The organism is Pedobacter sp. UC225_65 (assembly GCF_042698365.1).
Taxonomy (GTDB): domain Bacteria; phylum Bacteroidota; class Bacteroidia; order Sphingobacteriales; family Sphingobacteriaceae; genus Pedobacter.
Map to the genome: position 1 here is coordinate 932,305 of NZ_CP170550.1, position 20,089 is coordinate 952,393.

The window sequence follows — 20,089 nt, forward strand, 5'->3', positions numbered from 1 at the left end:
ACTGAGGAGGAGCAGTTTACTCATTTTATTGATCAAATCTTAATTCTCTAGGTGATGGCCAATCCTTTCTAAGAAATCATTGATGTCGAATGGCTTGTTGATGAAATCTTCTGCATCACATTTTGCCTTAACGGTGTTGAGGTGATTATTTGCCGACATCATCATAATTGGGATATGGTAGGTTTTTACACTTTTTTTAAGTTGATTACAAATGTCGAGCCCATTTCCATCGGGCAACATAATATCCAATACAATCATATCTGGGGTATGTTTTTTCATCAACTGCCAAAAGTTTGTGGCATTTGGACAGGTTCTGACCTGATATTTTTCTTCAGTAAGCAAAAATTCAATTACGTCTCTGATCCTGCATTATCTTCTACTACATAAATACACTTTTCCATAACATATAGCTTAAATGTATCTACACAACACAGTTGGTAATGAGTTGTTTATATTATTTATCAACTTTTGCCCAGTTATCAACTGCAAAGGCTTAAAATAAATATTGAGATAAACAGACTGTATAAAAAAAGCAGCCCAGGTATTGGGCTGCTTATACTAAAGTTGGGAGAACAATTAATAACTATATATTTTGCTAACTGTGTATTATTTTTTGAAGGCTAAGTAGGCACCAATAAAGCCTATTGCCGTAAATGCGAACCAGACGTCGCCATGTAGTGGATCATTTGCAAGTTTCTTGGTAACATGCGCTTGAGCAATTTTTAGATCTTGTTCTTTTTCAGGAGCTTTTGATTGATCAGCTTTGATAAAACTTGAAAAAGCAGTAAAGCTTAAAGTTAATAAAGCAGTGATAACAAATATTGATCTTAAATTTTTCATTTCTATAATATTGATGTTAACTGTAAGGCAACTGTAGTGCCATTTCGTCAATCTATAGCGAATGATGATGTCGTAAATATTGAAATATGCCTTATTTGCTTAGAATATATACTTTTAAGCAATTTTTAAGTAGTAACTCTTCGATAAGCTTGTAGATGTTTTTCGATAAGTTTAATTGTATTTGGGTAATAATGGGGAAAAATATACCTATTTTGTGTAATTCATATTTTAAAATCTACATTTTTCACACCATAGCTATTTAGCCAATTCTTTGTTTTGACCTTAATAAGCAATTATAAGTTACAATATTCTGGATGATCAGCATTCGACCCAGACCAATATTTTTGAAGGTGTGAACTTTAGTTCTGGTGGATAAGAGAATTAACTAATAGGTAATTCTCAATGCTATCTTTAATAGGCTCAGAAAGTATAGCGTTTTTCCGATTGGTCAACTGGTGCTGTCCTGAGTTAAATTTTTCGATAAAAGTCCCGTCATGTTCATTAAACTTGAGGTAACCTTCCTCAAAAAACCTTTCTTCAACCTGCGCAGAAGAATCCATAGAACGAAAACTCAACAGCGTAATACCTAAAGTTGATTTGTCAATCTTCATCCATTGATAAACGGATGAGCTATCTGCATCTTCACTCAGATCGGTTCTTTTGATCTCGATAATAAAGATAGCTGTATTCTCAAGAAAATAAAGACAATCAAATTTCGGTTTCATGTGTAGGTTGCATTATCTGCATGCTAAAATAAAATATATCAACTTTGTTTTGTTAACAAGATATTAACATACTTAGAGGTTTAAATGTTTGGGTGGCCTAAACGCTTTACGGTCAATTTTTTACACATGTACCAATTGATGGATCTATTTTTTTTAAAGTAACTTTCATTTCTTTTGAAGAAATATAATTTCAATACCCTTAATAAGAGTTTAAACATATATATTAGTGGTTATATTTCTGTTTTAGTTATGAAAAAATTATTGTCCCTAATCGTTTTCTTATTTGTGGTAAGCTTGGCCAAAAGCCAAACTACCATCGCTATTAAAGATGTTGCCAAACACATTGGAGAAGAGGTAACCATCTGCGATTCTGTATATACAACAAGGGCTTTGGCCAACCTCACTCTGATCAATTTAGGAGCAGAATTTCCCAAGCAATTGTTAACGGTGGTTATCTACAAAGCAGATCTGGCTAAATTTAAAGAGCCTGAAAAAACCTATTTAAACAAAAAGATGTGTGTTACAGGCAAATTGGTTCTATTTAATGAAAAGCCACAAATTGTGGTAACAGAACCAAAACAGCTGGTGCTGAAGTAGCGATAAAGCATCAACAGTTTTTCTTTGAGTAAATTTTATCATATTTATACAATGATTGGCCTTAATTTTGACATGGAAGTTAGTCAAAACTGCAAAAGTGATAAGACCACGGAAAAGAACTTATAGAAAAAATTCAAGCTTGAACTTAAAAACCTATATCGATAGTGGTGTATTGGAACTGTATGCCTTAGATTTACTTGGTACAACTGAAAAAGTTGAAGTAGAGCAGATGTTGGCTGCCTATCCAGAACTTGGCAAAGAATTAGACAAGGTACAGGCCGCTATAGAAAAGCAAGCGATGGCAACGGCCATACAACCTCCTAGCTATCTAAAAACATTGGTGCTCGATTCGATTGATAACCTACAGAAAGAAAAGGTAATGGATATCGATGACCTTCCATTGATCAATAAGTTTTCTGTCCATCAGAATTGGTTAAACTTGACCGAAGGATTTGGTCAGCTTGATCTGATAGACGGTAGACATGTTAGGGTACTTCGTCAGGATCATAAGGTAACACAGCTGTTGATTGTTTCTGAAACGGATATTGACGAGGAAATACACCAAGATGAATATGAGAGTTTCTTGATTTTGAAAGGCGAATGTAGATGTACGGTTGCTGGCGAAGTACGTTTAATGAAAGCCGGTGATTTTATGGAAATACCCCTGTACCAACCACACCAAGTTGAATTGGTCTCTCCTCAGGTGATGGCGATCTTACAGCACATCAAATTATAAACAACCCTTATTGTTGTACTTGCTAAATTATTTATCTTTTTGATTATTAATTAATTAGTAACGCTAATTTTAACCTGGGTAAATATAGAATTGTGATTTTTGTTTATCCTTAAAATGAAATAGGACAACATTAAATCTGAAAATTTATTTTCTTCCGTTTATATGTCAATGGCCTCTTGTTACCACAAGAGGCTTTTTTGTAAAACCTAACAGAACTGATTTAGTTTTAAATCGTGCTATTTTTATAACGTTATTACCTACATTTGCATCGATGTAAGTTCTTAACTTTATTTTTTCATCAACCGATATCGGTTTTACTTAGCTGTAGATTAATAGGGAATCGTGTGTAAATCACGAACTGTCGCGCAACTGTAAATCCTGCCTTTTAGAAGGCAACAAAGTATCATTAATACCACTGTTTGATTAAACGCAAACGGGAAGGCGATACATTTGGGGATAAGTCAGGAGACCTGCCGTTTATCGAATTGACGATGCTTTCGCGTTAGAAAAGCAATTGGTCAGGTCTGATATTACAACACAGAATAACATTTTATTCGAATTTGGCTTTAGGTGTCTTTTCACCGAGAAGGTAAATTGTCATATCCCTACCTTACGTTTGATTAAGCAAGGCTTCGTAAAATAGGGCCAAAGCGCTTTTAACGATTTATTTACTTGATCTTTAAAAGAAATGCTAACGCAAAATCTGGGTTATCTGCGAATTGGTAGCCAACGAGCATTAAAACGAGCTGTGAAACGATTAAAATAACTAAAAAAACTCAAAAAATTAACATGACATTAGAAGAAAGAATAGCAAATTCTAAAACCAGTATTTTCAAAGCTGTTTTTCCAAATACGACCAACCATTACGATACACTTTTTGGGGGTACGGCCATGCACATGATGGATGAAGTGGCTTTTATTACAGCTACGCGTTTTAGCAGACAGATTATGGTTACCGTAAGCAGCGACCGTATCGATTTTAAAAAATCTATCCCAGCAGGTACAATTGTAGAGCTTATTGGTGTGGTAACAAAAGTTGGCAATACCAGCTTAAAAGTTAACGTAGAGATCTATATCGAACAGATGTATGATGAAGGAAGGGAACTAGCCGTACATGGAGAGTTTACTTTTGTGGCTATTGACAAAGACAAGAAGCCAACAATGGTACTTAAATAATATATTTAAAGTGCATGATTATCAATTTGTACAGAATATTTCAGCTGTTGCAAACAATTTGAAAACAGCATTGTTAAATGGTTAGGGAAATAAATAATAACTACAATGTATCGTGGATGCGCTACATTGTGTCTGGAACCAATAGTGTGTGCTATTGGTTCTAGTTTTTTAAAAACAATTACAAATTCAAGTCAATTAACTGTTTTAAAAATTGTTTGATATCTTCCCTAGCTCCAATAGAACGGTTGATCACTTCGCCGTTTTTACCAATTACCATGTGTACAGGCAAAGCATTGGTATTAAATTGCGCACTGATGTTACCTGCATTATTAATGACTTTATAAGCAAAACTTCTATTTTTAAAGAAATTGGTCAAGGCATCTTTTTGATCAGCTGTAATGGCAATAAATACCACATCAGGTTGGTTTTGATAGGCTTTTACCAATTCATTTAACATTGGCATTTCTGCTATACATGGCCCACAGCCAATCCCCCAAATGTTAAGGACGACAATTTTTCCTTTAAAATCTGCTAAGCTTACTTTATTGCCTTTAAGATCTGTTCCGCTAAAGTTTGGCGCTAGGTCTTTGTTCGCCATATTTTTGTCCTTATTCGGTTTCAGAGATGCGATAAAACTGGTGAAATCTTTTTGTTTGACATTGACCAACGGGAATAGCCGTTGCAAAGAATCTAAAGCCGTAGTTTGACCAATCAAATACAGTTTTTTATAATCATCAAAGGCAAGGTTGGTATTGCCCATTTTTTCATAGGCTTGGGCACGTACTTCTAGTATCAAGGGTAGAAAATTACCCTCTGTATTGCTGCCACTTAATAGCTGTATTGCTGCAGAACTGTTAAATAATGCTTCTTGTAGCTCATTTTTCAATAGGTTAACCTTTGCCAAATTTAGCAATAAATAAGGTACATACATCTGAAAATGACCATAATCTAAACGGTATTGATGTTGGATGCTTCCATCCTGAAATTTTGCGACTGCATTTAGCAGCAATTGTTTGGCCGTATCTAAGTTTATCTTTCTGTCTAGATAGAGTTCGGGTAGATTGTACAAAGCATAATAAGCGACTTGATCTTTTGGATATAGAGGTTTAATAACTTTCTCAAAAGCCTCAACAGGAATACTTAGGTCATTTTTTAAATAACCATAGATATTAATGTCTTTACAAATTGCTGCTTCTGGAGTATGGATAAAAATCCCTTTGAGTTTAGCTTTTACATCTTCCTCAACTTGTTGGTTGCTCAACTTATAGTATTCATAATTATAAATGCTAAACGCAAAAGCAGTTGCTGTGGTTAGCGGATACATTTCAAATAACTGAAATAAGTATTTCTTTCCAGTGTTTAGGTCGCCAGTTTTGGCATAACTTAAACAAAGTGCGGCCAGTAAACCTGCTGGTGCTACACCGTTTTTAGTTATAGGGATTTGGATCAATTTGTTTTGTAAGGCTTTGATCGTCTGTTTCGCTTTTAATGGTTCCTTAATCATAGATATGACGTTAATGTATTTTGCATAGGCCAAATAATGCGTAGGGTAGTTTGTAATCTCCAGTTGGAATATACTATCAACTTTTTCGCTCATTAAAGCTTCTAAATAAGCGCCTTTAACGGGTAATTGATATTTGTTGTCATATACCTTTAAGCTTTGTGTAGCAGCCTCATCATCTTTATTTAAAGTATAGAATTCTACTTTAAAAGAAGCGGCATTAAGAGGTAAGTTAAAATCCTGCTCAAACTTTTCATTTTTAGCAGATAGGGTTACATGAAACTTTTCAATTGAACCATCCTGACAATAGGTAGTGATACGTGCATAAATAGGTTCATTGCCATTGAGTTTGGCATTGACATCATTAGGATTATAAGTTAGACTTATGCTGTCTTTATTGCTCGGTTTTTGTGGGCTAACTAGGCTAACTTGTGCTGTACTTTGTAAAGACCACACCAATGCGATGTAGCCAAATAAAATATATTTTCTCATGGCTTAAAATTTGGATAAAACTAAGCCTGTATTATTTTAGGTCTTCTTTTTTTTGATGAAATGATGATAACCATTGATAAAGCCAGTGAAATTGGATTGAACTGATTTTTTGGAATGTTTGACTTCGTTCGTGTTCAATTGGACTTTGTTCGTCAAGAAATTAGGCAGATTCGTCAGAAAATTAGGCTTATTGATTAGAGTTTTTATTAGCTTAAAGCGATGAATAGACTTAAAGTGTTTTGGGACCGATCTTTTACCGATTGGCGCTATCGTTTAGCGGTACATTTTGGATTTTGGTTTGCTTATCTGGTATTTTGGTTACGCGAATCGATGGTTGTCCACATCAGCTTTGACCAGCATTTTTTGGTCACGCTAACTGGGATAGTCTTTTCGTTGTTTTTGTACTATCCTTTAGTGTATCTCATTGTTCCTGTATTTAAAAAACAAAAATGGTTATTGGGGGCCATATTAGTAGTTGTCTATTACATCATTGCGGTAACACTCAGAACTTACCATATTTCATTGATCATCCAATGGTATAACCTACATAGTGCATCGGTGGCTGGTGCCGATTTTTGGAATAATTTATATCAAAAACAACTCAACCCTGTTAAATTACTACAAGTTATATTTAGCGGTTTAACAAGTTTGATTACAATTATTTATGTTCCACTTAGCATTAAATTTATTCGGTATGCCTATCAATTTAATGAACAACAAATGTGGTTGGCCAAAGAGAATACAGAACTTCGGCTAAATACCTTGAAGGCACAGGTTAATCCGCACTTCTTTTTTAATACTTTAAACAATCTGCAATCTTTCATTGTGCAGAAAGAACAGGAAAAATCTGTGATCTTTTAAATCGCTTGGCAGATTTTATGAGGTCATCGCTATACGATTGTGAAAAGGAATACATTACGTTGGCACAGGAGGTTAACCTATTGCATAATTATATTGCCATTGAAAGGGTCCGTTTTGAAGAAAATGCCAAAATTGTTATCAATTTAGCTATCAATGATGAGGCTTATCAAATTCCACCATTTATTTTTTTAGCTTTTGTAGAAAATGCCTTTAAACATGGTGGTGTAGTAACTGCTGAAGATGTTTGTATCACAATTGAATTGATAGAGGACGAACACAAAATCATCCTTACCACCACGAACAATTTTATTCCAACTGAAAGCAATGACCAAAAAGGAATTGGTTTATCAAATGTACGGAAGCGTTTGAACCATTATTTTTCCAACAATTATAAGCTAACTTTAAAAGAAGAAAATAAGATGTTTACCGTAAAACTTGAGCTGTACAAATGATCAATTATTTAATTGTAGATGATGAACCTCAGGCACGTAAACTTTTGCAAGCCTACATGGCAGGTTTAACGAACTATAAACTGGTTAAACTGTGCGCAAATGCAATGGAAGCCTATGAAGCCCTACATGCTTCAAAAATTGACCTGATGTTTTTGGATATCAAGATGCCAATTGTTTCTGGTACGGATTTTTTGCGCTCTTTAAAAAATCCACCATTGGTTATTTTTACCACAGCATTTAACAAATATGCAATGGAAGGATACGAATTGAATGTTGTCGACTACCTATTAAAGCCCATTGCGCTACCTCGTTTATTAAATGCTTTAGAGAAAGTTCAAGTAAATTTGAATGCGCAAAAAACATCAAGTATCGAAAATAAAATCGATTATCTATTTGTTAAAGTAGACCATAAATTGGTAAAGATTAACCTGGACGAGATTTTATTGATAGAAGGATTGCAGAATTACGTGAAGATCCATTTAAAAGAGAGGATATTGATCGCAAATTACACCATGAAAGCAATAGAAAGCATGCTTTCTGGTCAATTTATAAGGGTTCATCGTTCCTTTATTGTGCCCTTGCATACAATTTTATCCATAGAAGGAAATCTGATCGATACAACTTACCAACAGGTTCCAATTGGTAGCAGTTTCAAAACTGCAGTGATGTCATATATTCATCATAAGCCAGATTGAACAACAATTATTGTATCTAGAATTCAAACTTTACAACTTTTATTTTGTTAATGAGTTAATCTTTCAACAATTAAAAAATAAGATTATGAAATCATTTAGTATACCTCTGATACTCCTTGTAGCTATATTGACACAAGGGTGTGTTAGCAATAAAAAATATCAAGAACTGCAATCGGCCAATGGCAAACTGCAGGAAAGCAATACCCAACTTAACCAACGCCTACAGGCTAGTGAACAAGATCTTTCTGGTTCAAAGATCAGGGTGAAGAGTTTAGAAGAACAAATAGCTGCAGAGCGCTCAAATGTTGCAGCCTTACAGGCGGCCTTGAACAAATGTTTAAACTCAAGCAGCCAAGGAAATGTGAACATCTCCAAATTGGTTGATGAAATCAACAGTTCTAACAAATACATCCAACAATTGGTAAATGCCAAAAATAAAAGCGATTCTTTGAATGTGGTATTGACCAATAACCTGACCCGTTCTTTAAGTAGAGAGGAAATGAGTGATGTTGATGTAAAAGTATTAAAAGGAGTGGTTTATATTTCACTTTCGGATAACATGTTATACAAATCTGGTAGCTACGAAATCTCTGATAAAGCAGGAGCAACCTTAAGTAAGATTGCTAAGATTATCCAAGATTATCAAGGTTATGATGTGTTGATTGAAGGTAATACCGATAACATTCCGATTTCAAAACCTAACATCAGAAACAATTGGGACTTGAGTGCACTGAGAGCCTCATCTGTGGTACAATCCCTACAGAACAATTATGGTGTAGATCCAAAACGTTTAACTGCTGGGGGTAGAGGAGAGTACAATCCTGTTGCCGCAAATGATAGTGAAGCAGGTAAAACGAAGAACAGAAGAACCCAGATCATCATTACACCTAAGTTAGATCAGTTCATGGACTTGATAGGCAAAGCTCCAGAACCTAGTAAACCTTAGGTTGATATAAAAATCTAAAAAAAAGCCCAATTACGATTGGGCTTTTTTATTTATTAAATTTTAGGTTAAAAATATTAATTATAAGATAATATTTTGCGATTTAATTTATCTTAGCAAATCAGAATTGATATTGAAACTATAACAAGTGTTGTGCAGCTAAACTATGGCAGTTAAAATGAGAATTTTACATTTTTTCTTGATTACGCTCATCCTATGCTGTACTACAATTGCCTATGGTAAATCCAAAGATATAATCCCAATAGCTAAAAATGGTATTCTTGATTTAAGAAATCAATCTTTAGACCAAAGGGTGGCTTTAGAAGGAGAATGGCTCTTTTATTGGAAAAAGTTGATCAACCCAAATCAACCTAAAACCGAAGCTGGGACCATTATCAACTTCCCCGCCAAATGGAACGATTTAATAGTGAATGGAGAAAAACTGCCCTCCTTTGGTTATGCATCTTATCAATTAAAAGTTCTGCTGCCAAAGATCAATGAACAGATCAGGGTAGAAATGCCCGATTCTTATACCTCTTATCGCTTGTTCTTAAATGGCAAATTGGTTGCGCATAATGGAACGGTAGCTACTGATGCCAAAGATTATGTCCCAAAATGGCAATATCAGGCTTTTGATGTGCCAATGATGGAAGATACCATGAACCTGGTATTACAGATCTCGAATTTTACACATGTTTATGGTGGCATGAAAAATGCCATTACAGTAGGAAAAAAAGCAGAAATCAATTTAGAAAGAAGAAGGACGGAAGCAATTGACCTATTGTTGACAGGTTGTTTGTTTATGGGTGGACTATTCTTTTTGGGGCTGTATCTGCTAGGCAATAGAGATAGAGCCACCTTATTGTTCTCTCTATATTCTATTGTGTATTGTTATCGCATTATGGGAGTAGATAATTACGTGCTACATACCGTATTACCAGACGCAAGTTGGTATGTAATGGTACGGCTCGAATATTCCAGTTTATTTTTAAGTGTGGGATTATTTGGCCTATATACGCGCTATCTATATCCTTTAGATATGAATAAGAATGTAGTTAAAATAATAGCTGGTCTTTGTTTGCTTTTTACGCTCGCCTCCACATTCTTGCCTGCCATTATCTTTACCAGGTTGATCAATCCGTTTTTGATCATTACAGTCTTTTGCATTATCTATACACCAATTGTATATGTGCTTGCCTACAAAAATAAAAGGCCAGGTTCCAAATATGCCCTGCTAAGCTCAATTTCGTTGATGTTTGTTTTTGCCATTTCCTTATTGCATTATTGGAATGTTATCCCTCCATTACAACTCATTACTTTTGTGGGTTACATTGGTTTTTTCTTTTTACAGTCGCTTATATTATCGCATAGGGTATCTTTTCAATTGGGTAAGGCAAGGGAACAAGCTGAGCAAGGTTTGGTGGCCAAGAGTGAATTTTTAAGCACCATGAGCCATGAAATTAGGACCCCACTCAATTCTGTAATTGGCATGAGCCATTTATTGCTTCGAAACAACCCCCGCCATGACCAAAAAGAACAACTGGATATCATGTTGTTTTCTGCCAACAATTTATTAGGCATTGTAAACGATATCCTCGACTACAATAAGATCGAAGCTGGAAAGATTGCTTTTGAGAATGCAGAAATAGATATCATTTCAATTGTAAAAAACATTGTTGCTGGTTTAAAAGGAAATGCGATAGAAAAGGGGATCAAGCTCGAACTGCACATTGATGATGCGCTAAAGAATCACTTATTCGGAGACCCTACAAGGCTATTTCAGGTGATTACCAATTTAGTGCACAATGCCATTAAATTTACAGCTAAAGGTTCTGTACAGGTCAATATAATAGTGCTTGCCCAAACCAATAAACAAGTAACTTTAAAAATTGAGGTCAAAGACACGGGTATAGGTATATCAAAAGAAAAACAACAGCTCATTTTTGAACGTTTTACACAGGCTGATTCTTCTACATCCAGAAGCTTTGGCGGTACGGGATTGGGCTTGGCCATTTCAAAACGGATCTTGGAAATGCAAAATATCTCCTTAAACCTCAATAGTGAAGAAGGGCAGGGGGCCACGTTCTATTTCATCCAGACCTTTGAAAAAAGTACGCAATTGAGTGATAGACAACTTGTAGAAAACGATTTTAAAAACGAAGACAAACAAGCATTTAAAGGAATGGATATTCTATTGGTTGATGACAATGCATTAAATGTGATGGTAGCAAAAAGATTCTTAGAAAATTGGGGCGCTGTTGTAGATATCGCAGTAAATGGCTCAGAGGCATTATCAAAATTAGACCATCAACATAAATTGGTATTTATGGACTCTACATATGCCGATCATGGATGGATATGAAGCTGCCAAAACAATGCGGGCAAATGGAATTAAGATTCCCATTATCGCACTTACTGCCAATTTGAAGAAAGAAATCGAACAACAGGTTAGGGAAGCGGGTATGGATGATATCATTGTAAAACCGTTTTTACCAGAGGAATTGTACAAAAAGGTACAACAGTACAGTTAATTATTGCTATTTACCGAATGGAAGGGCGCAGGATTTATGCCTTTATCATCTAAGAGACTCAACTTTTTGTAGATATATTCGTTTGCTTTCTCATTTTCATCTGTCTCTTGGTAGATGTTGATGATCAGGTTGTACATCGTGATCTCATTGACCACCAATTTATTCCGTTGATAAATTTTAAGACAGTCTTCAGCATATTGCAAGGCTGCCGTATATTCTCTTCGGTTTTTGCTTTGTTGAGCCTTTAAGGATAAAAAAACAGTTTGGGCATACAATGTTGGATTAATCACCGTATTGTTTTTATACAGTGTGGTTAAAATCCGTTCCATTTGATCGGTTTTCTCATCCGGAGCCGTTTTTGCTTTTGCTACTGCCAAAAGATTTAATAGGTAAACGGCAAATGGCTTTTTGGTAGCAAACAATTTTGGATAAAGTCGGTCATCGAATTGATCGATCTTAATAGCCTCAAGCGGAGTTCCATAAAATAGGTTTACTGTTGTCATGATCAAAAAGACCAGTACTTGTTTGGCATTGGGTAAAGCCAGACCTTCAGGATTCAAGATTTGTTCATTATTTTTAAACTCTTCTATTTTAAGGAGCGTATCATGCTCCTTAACAGAGATACCTTTAACTTTGAGGTAAATCAGTTTCAAGGTTTCATATGGGTCTATTGGCCACTTTTCTGCCTCATGCGCTAATTTTTCTAATTGCGCTATCCGTTTAGAGATCTACTGGGTCTAGGCTCAATGCATCGAAAATTGACAATATGGAATGATAGAACAAAAGATTTTGATCCGTATCAACTACTAAGAATTAGAGAATTAATAGCTTCTTTATAACAAGAATCTATGAAATCGAAGTGGATTAGATGTTTTGAAAGTGTCTCGTGTATTCGGTTAACCTTAAGCTTGTTGATAAGGTTAGGGTCATCTTTAAGTTTGTAGTTTAGGTTTTCTGCAATAAAATAAATCAGATAGTTCTTTTCGTAGTTGTTCAGTTTTAGATTAAGAATAGATGATAGATGTTCGAATTGTTCACATCTAATGATATATCTGATCGACCATTGTAGCAATTGGAATCGAACCTGATTTCCAAAATAATCATTATTCAGATTGTCAAAAAAATGCTCATCCATTTGTTGGTCAAAAACATCTAAAAGCTCTATGAACAAAAAATATTCAAATACATGGGGCTGTATAAATCTTACAAACTCCAATGCAAAGCTGTTTTGGTTGATCTTTTCTTCCATGAGTATTCCATCAGCCAATAACTCCATGTAGGCATTATTGAATACGGAAAGTTCCTTGATCAGATCTGATTTTAAGACAGTACTATTGTTACGACCAAAATTGGTCAATTGAATGATTTTCTTGCAGTAGAGGATTTTCTCGGTAGCGTAATTAGAATGGTAAGTCTTTCTTGGATAAACCTATCGATCGTCTCGAAAAAGATAATGTTGGTATAAGAATTAAATTCAGGATATTCTTCTTTAAGCTGATAATACCATTGGATATGGAATGGAAATTTTAATTGTGACTTTACGTTTTTATTAATTGTCTTAAAGTCGTGTGGACACATTCTCTGGAAGATGTCATCAATTTCCTGTTCTGTTAGCGGTGGTACATTTGAGCTATCGTTGAGGTTAAAATAACTTCCTGCAAACCACTTTTGCTTTAAGAAATGTACATATTTGAAACGCTCATAAAACCTGTTCCACATGGTAGAACGCATGCTTAAGATCAATTTGATGTTTTCACTTTCATCTATGCTAGATATCAGGTTGATGATCTTGTCAAATACCCTTGGTTTAGAGATTTTATTGACTACAAGTTCTGGAAATCCATCAATGATGATGATGAATTTGATACCAAATCTTTCGTATTGCTCATCAAAATAGTTGGTCAGTTTCGTATCTGGATTTAGGCCTAATTTTACTTTGATCCTATCCTCAATGCTATAAGATTCATATAGTTTTTCGAAAATATCAGTGGCATTTAAAAATAGGAATACATCATTTTTATACTTTGCATGGTCATCCAAAGCCAACTCCTGCACTAAGTGACTTAAGAGAATGCTTTTTCCATAACCAGGTTGAGAAATAAATGAAGTAAAACTCTTGTCGCTGGAATAGAAATATTCAAAGTCATATTTTGCAAATTTTCTTCCTATGGTCATGTCATAAGGTACACTACTTCTATTGCGAATGTACTTTAAGGTATACAAGGTGATTTCAAGTGCTCTAGCCCTGGTTAAGTCTAAGCTTTCTGTTGCTTCCAAAATAGAAGTCTGATGATTTTCAATAGCATCATAACTGTCTGTTTTTTCTACAAATTCTAATAAAGTGTTTATTGTATATTTAGAAAATTGATTTTTGATTTCTGCAAAACCAAACAACCTTTTAATGGTAGTTTCACTAATACTTTTATGCAGTTCTTTTTGAATGGATATTGATATAAATTTACAGTCAGATGGACTGATTATTTTGATGCCAGTTTTAATTAAAATTAAACGTTTTAAATTATCCAAGATAACAATTTCAGGCATGAGAGCGTTCGTAATAATTAAGGGTTATTTACACACTAATATAGGTTTTTTAAAACTGTTATAATTAACCTTTTGTTAAATAAATGTGCGAAATACTGAAAATAATGCGATAATAAACAGTATTTCAACCGATTGTAAACAAATTAAGAATATCGATATTTAAGACAACTATTTTATTAACTTAAACTCAGAGTCTTAGTGATGTTCCTTTTCTCCAGTTCTGCTGTTTTTAAAAATTTATATTCTTCTACTTTAACCATATCTTTCAATTTAGTGTAGATCTTTATTAGTATATTAAAGTTTAAAATCGCTACCATGATAAATGCATTTTCTTTGCAATAATTGATGCATCGATGGGCATAAGAAATTGCTTTTGCAAACTCATTTCTGTTGAGATGTTGCTGCGCTTTGATCGACATGAAAAATGCATTTGCATATTTTGATGTCGATTTCTGATAGAGATATTCTACTTTCCTTTCTAATACATTGGCTTTGTTATTGTCGCCATTTTTTGATGTCTCCAGTGCCAAGACATACAAAAGATATAAATGATATTTTCTAAAAAACCGAGCAAACAATGGGCTTGTTTTTTCGATAGATAAAATCAAATTGATCGAGTCTTTTGGGTGTTGTTCAAGTTCATTGATCAACAAGATAAACAGATAAGAAATCAATCTTTTCACTTGTTCGATTGACATTTCGTAGGTATTTTTTTCTAAGGGTTTGAGTTCAAATGTTTTTACCTTTTCTAAAAAATCTTCATTGATTTTCTTGTCTCCTGATAATTTATTGCTCAGAAAAAGTGATGTTTCAAATGGATCAATTGGCCATTCTTTTGTAATGCTTTTTAGTTTCAGAAAGAAATTCAATCGTTCTTTTATATTTCTTAAGTTTAGGTTTAAACAATCAGAAATCAATAGGATAGACTGATAGATGACGGCATTTTCTTTGTTGTCTACCATACCAGAAAAAAAAGTTATGATATTTTTAAAAGAAGGTGAAAGAAAATCTTGTTGAACAAGTTTAGTTACAAATTGATCTTGTAGTCCATTTCTTTTGAGTTGCACAGCATCCCCAGGTTTATATTTCAACTGATGTTTGATGTTCTCTAAAATGAACAGGAAAAAATAGTTCTCATTTTGGTCGTTCAATCTTAAATTAAGGATGGGTTTGATCACTTCATAATTGCCATTTCGGATAGCCGTAAATATAGACCACTGTAATAAATTCATTGCCAGTTTATAATGGTAATTTGTTGTGATCTCGATTAAAAAGGCTTCATCCATTGTATGCTGCGTACGGTCCAACAACTCTTTGAATAAGAAATATTCAAAAATATGGCAATGCACAAAACTTACGGTTTCTAATAACATACCATTATGAACGTGCTTATGTTCAACCAATATACCATCAGAAAGCAACTCCATGTAAGCCTGTTTAAATATGGTAAAATCGTGTAGAAACAATCTTTTGTCTATGGATAGATTGCTATGCCCATATTCACTGAATTGTATGATTTTCTTACATAAGATCAATTTCTCTAATGATTGGTTTGACCGATAGATATTTTCTAGGATGTATTTAAGATAGATTTCATGAAAAATGATTTCTGTATGAAACTCATTATGTGGATACTCTTCCCTAAGTTCATTGTAGAACTTAAAATAATAGGGGAACCTTAGTTTCGACTTTATTTTCAGGTCAAGTTTTTTCTGTATCTTATGGTCAATATTATTTAAAACAATATCTACTTCTTCAGTGGTAAATCTTGGTACATTCAATACCTTTTCAGGGTTGTAATGACTACCTGAATACCATTTTTGTTTTAAATAATGCGAGTTACGCATCAAACTATAAAATCTTACCCAATAATAAGTCCTCATGCTCAGTACAAGCTTAATGGCGGAACTGTCCTCAATCTCACACAGCCAAGAAATAATGGTTTCGAATATCTTGGATTTTTCCTTGTTTGTGGTGAAAAGCTCGTGGAAGGCATCTATGATAATGATAAACTTACTTCCGGTTTTCTCGTAATGGTTATTTAAAGAAGGTATGAGTTTTCTACTTTTAGAAATATTTAATCTTTTTTTGATTCTCGGTTTCAAAACTTTGGTGGTTTCCTTCTTTATCGAAGATTTCGTTGGCATTTACAAACAGTACAATATCGTTATGGAATTTAGCTTGCGGCTTAAAAAACAGGTTTTGTACCAAATGTGAAAGTAAGATACTTCTTCCATAGCCTGGTTGTGAAATAAATGCAGTAAAGCTAAAATTAGATTTATAAAAGTATTCAAAATCTTGGATGGCAAATTTTCTATTGATAGTTGCCTTATAGGGTATGGTACAATGATTGATAATGCCTGTTAGTGTAGTTTGAGAAATTGCCTTTGCCCTTATGGCAACATGTTTCCAATCTTCTACATCTTTTTTGTAAATAGGGGTGACGCTTGATTTGAATACGATTTCGGTATCAGAACTATCAACATATTCGAGTAAGGTATTGATGGTGAATTTAGAGAAGTTATGTTTGGCCACTGCAAAACCGAAAAGTCTTTTAATGGTGGTTTTACTGATGGTCTTATTTACTTTTTTACTGATTGAAAGTGCAATATGCTGACAATCTGATGGCGAAATGAATTTAATTCCTGCTTTTTGCAAAATTAAGTTTCTGAGTTCGTTCAGTGAATGAGTATCTAGCATAATAGTGATTAAAAATTCCGATTGATACCAATATAGATTTAACTAATTAGAAAATATACAGTCGGAAATTCAAGCGAAATTTCAGCAATGAACAAAAAAAACCTATAATTCCATCCCCAACTTAGCATGAATGAACAAATCATGAAATAAATAAGTTTTTTTCATGATTAACTTGAACAAAATGAACAAAATAATGCTGTTAGACTTGTTTAATGAACAAATCGAATAACGAATATCTATGGATTGGTAGCTAAAATTGTATAAAAAACAGCTTAAACTAAATCCGTATCGTATGAAGTTGACATCTACCTATTCGACTAAATTGATCAAAACGATCATTTTTCTCCTAAGTATTATTTCTTTAACGTTAATAAGTTCGCTTTCTTATGCGCAGACGAAAATTTTAGCAAATGTTGCAACGGTAAAGTCAAACCAAGTACAAGATGCTACTAATGCAACATTAGATAACAATAGTTTCGCTATAGTTAAATCTTATGGTGGTGCATTACTAGGGGCTGGGAAATACAGTGGAGAATTGGAACTGCAATTTCCAGGAACCATACCGGCCAATAAGACAACCTTTATCAGGATAGATTTTGATGCAGATGTGTTAAATGCACTCTTAGGTGGTAACTTAGGTAGTGCTTTGGCAAATGTGCTCGGTAATGTTGTTTTAGGTCATGACTCGTTTGTAGTGGGCGCAAGAAATTCTTCCAGCGACGAAGTCTTATCTGGTTCAAGTAGTGGGGCTTTTTCATCTTCCAACTTACGTTTGGTAAAAGATGCAGCTGGAAATTTTTATGTAGCCATTACACCAGAAAGTCCTTACGATAGGGTTTATATCAAAGATGTAACCAATGCTTTATTGTTGGGCAGTACAAATCAAACAAAGGTTTATAATGCATTCTACATGTCTGGTACGGGCAGTTGCGATCCGGCATTTGCAACAGATTTTGAGGGTACCGGTTTAACAGTAAGTCTTTTGGGCGTAGGAAAAGCTGGCGTTACCAATATGCAAAATGCGATTGATAACAGTACATCTACTGCATCTCAGATCAGTTTAGGTGCATTAGGTGTAGCGGGTTCTATTAGTCAAAATATCTATTTCAACTCACCTTCGAATGTTGGTGATGAATTTAATGTAAGGTTGGGCGTTGATCCTGCATTGCTTAATGTAGGTTTGCTGAACAAAATATCTGTTAGTGCTTATAATGGAAATAATCTGGTCTATTCTGAAGCATTAAGTAATAATCTATTAGGATTAGACTTATTAGGTCTTTTAAATAGTGGACAAGTGGTCAATATACCATTTGCACCAAACAGCGCTTTTGATAGAGTCAAAATTACTTTGACCTCACTACTTAATGTAAATGTAACACAGACCATTAGTGTGTATGGTGTAACCAGATCGGCACCGAGACCTACTTTTACAGCGCCATATTCAAATGCAATGACTGCGTGTTATAATAGCAGTGCAGTATTGGGTGCTACAACTAGTGCTACAAACCAATTGATTTGGTATGAAGCTTTAGATGGTGGCCCAGCATTAGCAACCACTGCTTTTAATGGTACTTACTCTACAGTGGCTTTAACCGCAAATAAGACTTATTATGTAGCTGCCAAAAAAATTGGTTGTCCTGACGAATCTGCAAGAGTTGCGGTAAATGTAACTGTTAACCCAGCTATTCTTTTGCCAACGACTACATTTATTAATGCAACGGTGGCAACAGCTTATACGAAACAGATTACGGCAGCAACAGGTGGTACAGCGCCTTATACCTATGCCTTGGCTGCAGCAAGTACTTTGCCGCCAGGTTTAACCATAAGTAGTACAGGTTTACTAACAGGTACACCAACTACCGCCGGTACTTATACCTTTGGCATTACTGTAACAGATAGTAAAAATTGTAAGGTTACAACTTCATATACGCTTAAGGTGACCAATGCACTTGTGCTTGGCGCGTTAACATTGCCAAATGGCACAGTAGGAACATTATATCCAACACAAACTATACCTGCCGCAACAGGAGGCAGTACACCTTACGTTTATACAGCAACCAATTTGCCTCCAGGTTTAACATTTGACCCAACAACTAGAGCGATTACGGGCACACCAACTGTATCAGGAACTTTTGTGGTTCCAGTTAAGGTTACAGATGCTGATGGTAATTCTGTGATAAAGGATTACACCATTGTTGTAAAAGATCCATTAAGCTTACCTGCAGCTACTTTGGCCGATGGGACAGTAGGAACATTATATCCAACACAAACTATACCTGCCGCAACAGGAGGCAGTACACCTTATGTTTATACAGCAAGCAACTTACCTCCTGGGTTATCATTTAATACAAGCACCAGAGAGATTACAGGTACACCAACTACCCCTGGTACTTATGTTGTAGCAGTAACAGTTACCGACGGAGATAACAAAACGGCAAATAGGAATTACACCATCAAAGTAACGGATGCACTTTCGTTACCAGCCAAAACATTAGTTGATGGAACGGTAGGTACCGTGTATGTAACAGAAACACTTCCGGCAGCACTTGGCGGTGTTGGTCCATACACTTATGCTGCAGTAAACTTGCCGCCAGGTTTAAACTTTAATACAGCTACTAGGCAAGTTAGCGGTACACCAACACAGGCAGGTAACTATTCTATCACTTTAACTGCAACAGATGCTGAAGGAAAAAAAGTAAGCAATAATTATGCATTAAAAGTAATTGGTGCACTTTCATTGGCAACAATGCCGTTGCCAGATGGTACAGTAGGCGATGTATATCCAACGCAAGTATTACCAGCAGTTACAGGTGGCACTTCACCATATACCTATGTAGCTACCAACTTACCAACTGGGCTATCATTTAATGCAACTACCAGAGAAATTACTGGCACACCAACTGTAGGTGGAACATATACCATCTCAGTAAAGGTTACAGATGCCAATTCGAACGTTGCCAATACCAATTATACCATTATCGTAAAAGTTAAAGCGCCAATTGTGGCAAGTGCTGTTACTTGCAATGGTACAAGTGCAACATTAACCGTTACAAATCTACAAGCAGGCGTTACCTATAATTGGTATGGTCCAACAGGAAACACGCCATTAGCTACCAATAACAATGGTAGTTTTACAACCGCAGCTTTAACCAGCAATACAACTTTTTATGTTGAAGCTGTTTCGGGAACGGGTGTAAGCAGTAAAACTGCTGTAAATGTCAGCATTAATCCCTCACCAAGCTTAGCTACAATTACCACTAACAATCAGATCGATCAATAGTGGTCAAAGTACAGTA

18 protein-coding genes, 1 pseudogene and 1 riboswitch are annotated in these 20,089 nt (G+C 34.9%); of the genes and pseudogenes, 10 read left to right on the top strand and 9 right to left on the bottom strand.

Annotation, left to right across the window (positions count from 1 at the left end):
* Nucleotides 1-39: 39 nt before the first annotated feature.
* From ACFJIZ_RS04890 to ACFJIZ_RS04900, 3 genes are all read right to left on the bottom strand, one after another.
* Complete coding sequence (locus ACFJIZ_RS04890) at nt 40-342, bottom strand: PleD family two-component system response regulator (protein ID WP_379091208.1); 303 nt, start codon at nt 340-342, stop codon at nt 40-42.
* Between the two features lie 264 nt (nt 343-606).
* The gene (locus ACFJIZ_RS04895) at nt 607-840 is read right to left on the bottom strand and encodes a hypothetical protein (protein WP_379091210.1); all 234 of its coding nucleotides are present in this window, start codon (nt 838-840) and stop codon (nt 607-609) included.
* A gap of 359 nt (nt 841-1,199) precedes the next feature.
* On the bottom strand, nt 1,200-1,565 hold the full coding sequence (locus ACFJIZ_RS04900) for a hypothetical protein (protein WP_379091212.1): 366 nt from the start codon (nt 1,563-1,565) through the stop codon (nt 1,200-1,202).
* Nucleotides 1,566-1,814: 249 nt separating this feature from the next.
* Here ACFJIZ_RS04900 and ACFJIZ_RS04905 point away from each other — a divergent pair, with 249 nt between their 5' ends.
* From ACFJIZ_RS04905 to ACFJIZ_RS04915, 3 genes are all read left to right on the top strand, one after another.
* Nucleotides 1,815-2,162, top strand: a complete 348-nt coding sequence (locus tag ACFJIZ_RS04905) for a hypothetical protein (protein WP_379091214.1) — start codon at nt 1,815-1,817, stop codon at nt 2,160-2,162.
* A gap of 139 nt (nt 2,163-2,301) precedes the next feature.
* Nucleotides 2,302-2,898, top strand: coding sequence for a cupin domain-containing protein (locus tag ACFJIZ_RS04910; RefSeq protein WP_379091216.1), 597 nt, complete (start codon nt 2,302-2,304; stop codon nt 2,896-2,898).
* A 292-nt stretch (nt 2,899-3,190) separates the two neighbouring features.
* Nucleotides 3,191-3,391: riboswitch (cobalamin riboswitch) on the top strand.
* Nucleotides 3,392-3,687: 296 nt separating this feature from the next.
* Nucleotides 3,688-4,074, top strand: coding sequence for an acyl-CoA thioesterase (locus ACFJIZ_RS04915; RefSeq protein ID WP_379091218.1), 387 nt, complete (start codon nt 3,688-3,690; stop codon nt 4,072-4,074).
* Between the two features lie 178 nt (nt 4,075-4,252).
* Here the strand turns inward: ACFJIZ_RS04915 and ACFJIZ_RS04920 are convergent, their stop codons facing one another.
* The gene (locus ACFJIZ_RS04920; RefSeq protein WP_379091220.1) at nt 4,253-6,067 is read right to left on the bottom strand and encodes a redoxin domain-containing protein; all 1,815 of its coding nucleotides are present in this window, start codon (nt 6,065-6,067) and stop codon (nt 4,253-4,255) included.
* Between the two features lie 720 nt (nt 6,068-6,787).
* Here ACFJIZ_RS04920 and ACFJIZ_RS04925 point away from each other — a divergent pair.
* The 6 genes and pseudogenes from ACFJIZ_RS04925 to ACFJIZ_RS04950 all read left to right on the top strand — a co-directional run.
* Nucleotides 6,788-6,993: pseudogene (locus ACFJIZ_RS04925) on the top strand (histidine kinase); the annotation flags it as partial.
* 15 nt (nt 6,994-7,008) lie between these two features.
* Nucleotides 7,009-7,380, top strand: a complete 372-nt coding sequence (locus ACFJIZ_RS04930) for a GHKL domain-containing protein (RefSeq protein WP_379093897.1) — start codon at nt 7,009-7,011, stop codon at nt 7,378-7,380.
* Entirely contained in the window at nt 7,377-8,075 is a 699-nt protein-coding gene (locus ACFJIZ_RS04935; protein WP_379091222.1) for a LytR/AlgR family response regulator transcription factor, read from the top strand. The genes ACFJIZ_RS04930 and ACFJIZ_RS04935 overlap by 4 nt, the downstream gene beginning before the upstream one ends.
* Nucleotides 8,076-8,160: 85 nt before the next feature.
* On the top strand, nt 8,161-9,021 hold the full coding sequence (locus tag ACFJIZ_RS04940) for an OmpA family protein (protein WP_379091224.1): 861 nt from the start codon (nt 8,161-8,163) through the stop codon (nt 9,019-9,021).
* Between the two features lie 175 nt (nt 9,022-9,196).
* Entirely contained in the window at nt 9,197-11,380 is a 2,184-nt protein-coding gene (locus tag ACFJIZ_RS04945; RefSeq protein ID WP_379091226.1) for a hybrid sensor histidine kinase/response regulator, read from the top strand.
* Entirely contained in the window at nt 11,367-11,549 is a 183-nt protein-coding gene (locus tag ACFJIZ_RS04950) for a response regulator (RefSeq protein ID WP_379091228.1), read from the top strand. Before ACFJIZ_RS04945 ends, ACFJIZ_RS04950 begins: the two co-directional genes overlap by 14 nt.
* Here ACFJIZ_RS04950 and ACFJIZ_RS04955 read toward each other — a convergent pair.
* The 5 genes from ACFJIZ_RS04955 to ACFJIZ_RS04975 all read right to left on the bottom strand — a co-directional run bounded on the left by ACFJIZ_RS04955 (nt 11,546) and on the right by ACFJIZ_RS04975 (nt 16,793).
* Nucleotides 11,546-12,202: a hypothetical protein gene (locus ACFJIZ_RS04955; protein WP_379091230.1), complete on the bottom strand. Its 657-nt coding sequence runs from the start codon at nt 12,200-12,202 to the stop codon at nt 11,546-11,548. The two genes, ACFJIZ_RS04950 and ACFJIZ_RS04955, sit on opposite strands and share 4 nt — an antisense overlap.
* A 146-nt stretch (nt 12,203-12,348) precedes the next feature.
* Nucleotides 12,349-12,906, bottom strand: coding sequence for a hypothetical protein (locus ACFJIZ_RS04960; RefSeq protein ID WP_379091232.1), 558 nt, complete (start codon nt 12,904-12,906; stop codon nt 12,349-12,351).
* A complete protein-coding gene (locus ACFJIZ_RS04965) occupies nt 12,903-13,943 on the bottom strand; it encodes a hypothetical protein (protein WP_379091234.1) in 1,041 nt (346 codons plus the stop codon). Before ACFJIZ_RS04965 ends, ACFJIZ_RS04960 begins: the two co-directional genes overlap by 4 nt.
* A 326-nt stretch (nt 13,944-14,269) precedes the next feature.
* Complete coding sequence (locus tag ACFJIZ_RS04970) at nt 14,270-16,198, bottom strand: hypothetical protein (RefSeq protein WP_379091236.1); 1,929 nt, start codon at nt 16,196-16,198, stop codon at nt 14,270-14,272.
* The gene (locus tag ACFJIZ_RS04975; RefSeq protein WP_379091238.1) at nt 16,161-16,793 is read right to left on the bottom strand and encodes a hypothetical protein; all 633 of its coding nucleotides are present in this window, start codon (nt 16,791-16,793) and stop codon (nt 16,161-16,163) included. Before ACFJIZ_RS04975 ends, ACFJIZ_RS04970 begins: the two co-directional genes overlap by 38 nt.
* Before the next feature lie 292 nt (nt 16,794-17,085).
* Here ACFJIZ_RS04975 and ACFJIZ_RS04980 point away from each other — a divergent pair, with 292 nt between their 5' ends.
* Complete coding sequence (locus tag ACFJIZ_RS04980) at nt 17,086-20,073, top strand: putative Ig domain-containing protein (RefSeq protein WP_379091240.1); 2,988 nt, start codon at nt 17,086-17,088, stop codon at nt 20,071-20,073.
* Nucleotides 20,074-20,089 lie beyond the last annotated feature (16 nt).

Excerpts from the sequence above, each read along its gene's own strand:
- ACFJIZ_RS04895 (WP_379091210.1), bottom strand. The coding sequence starts at position 840 with ATGAAAAATTTAAGATCAATATTTGTTATCACTGCTTTATTAACTTTA.
- ACFJIZ_RS04900 (WP_379091212.1), bottom strand. The coding sequence starts at position 1,565 with ATGAAACCGAAATTTGATTGTCTTTATTTTCTTGAGAATACAGCTATC.
- ACFJIZ_RS04905 (WP_379091214.1), top strand. The coding sequence starts at position 1,815 with ATGAAAAAATTATTGTCCCTAATCGTTTTCTTATTTGTGGTAAGCTTG.
- ACFJIZ_RS04915 (WP_379091218.1), top strand. The coding sequence starts at position 3,688 with ATGACATTAGAAGAAAGAATAGCAAATTCTAAAACCAGTATTTTCAAA.
- ACFJIZ_RS04920 (WP_379091220.1), bottom strand. The coding sequence starts at position 6,067 with ATGAGAAAATATATTTTATTTGGCTACATCGCATTGGTGTGGTCTTTA.
- ACFJIZ_RS04935 (WP_379091222.1), top strand. The coding sequence starts at position 7,377 with ATGATCAATTATTTAATTGTAGATGATGAACCTCAGGCACGTAAACTT.
- ACFJIZ_RS04940 (WP_379091224.1), top strand. The coding sequence starts at position 8,161 with ATGAAATCATTTAGTATACCTCTGATACTCCTTGTAGCTATATTGACA.
- ACFJIZ_RS04945 (WP_379091226.1), top strand. The coding sequence starts at position 9,197 with ATGAGAATTTTACATTTTTTCTTGATTACGCTCATCCTATGCTGTACT.
- ACFJIZ_RS04950 (WP_379091228.1), top strand. The coding sequence starts at position 11,367 with ATGGATGGATATGAAGCTGCCAAAACAATGCGGGCAAATGGAATTAAG.
- ACFJIZ_RS04975 (WP_379091238.1), bottom strand. The coding sequence starts at position 16,793 with ATGCTAGATACTCATTCACTGAACGAACTCAGAAACTTAATTTTGCAA.
- ACFJIZ_RS04980 (WP_379091240.1), top strand. The coding sequence starts at position 17,086 with ATGAAGTTGACATCTACCTATTCGACTAAATTGATCAAAACGATCATT.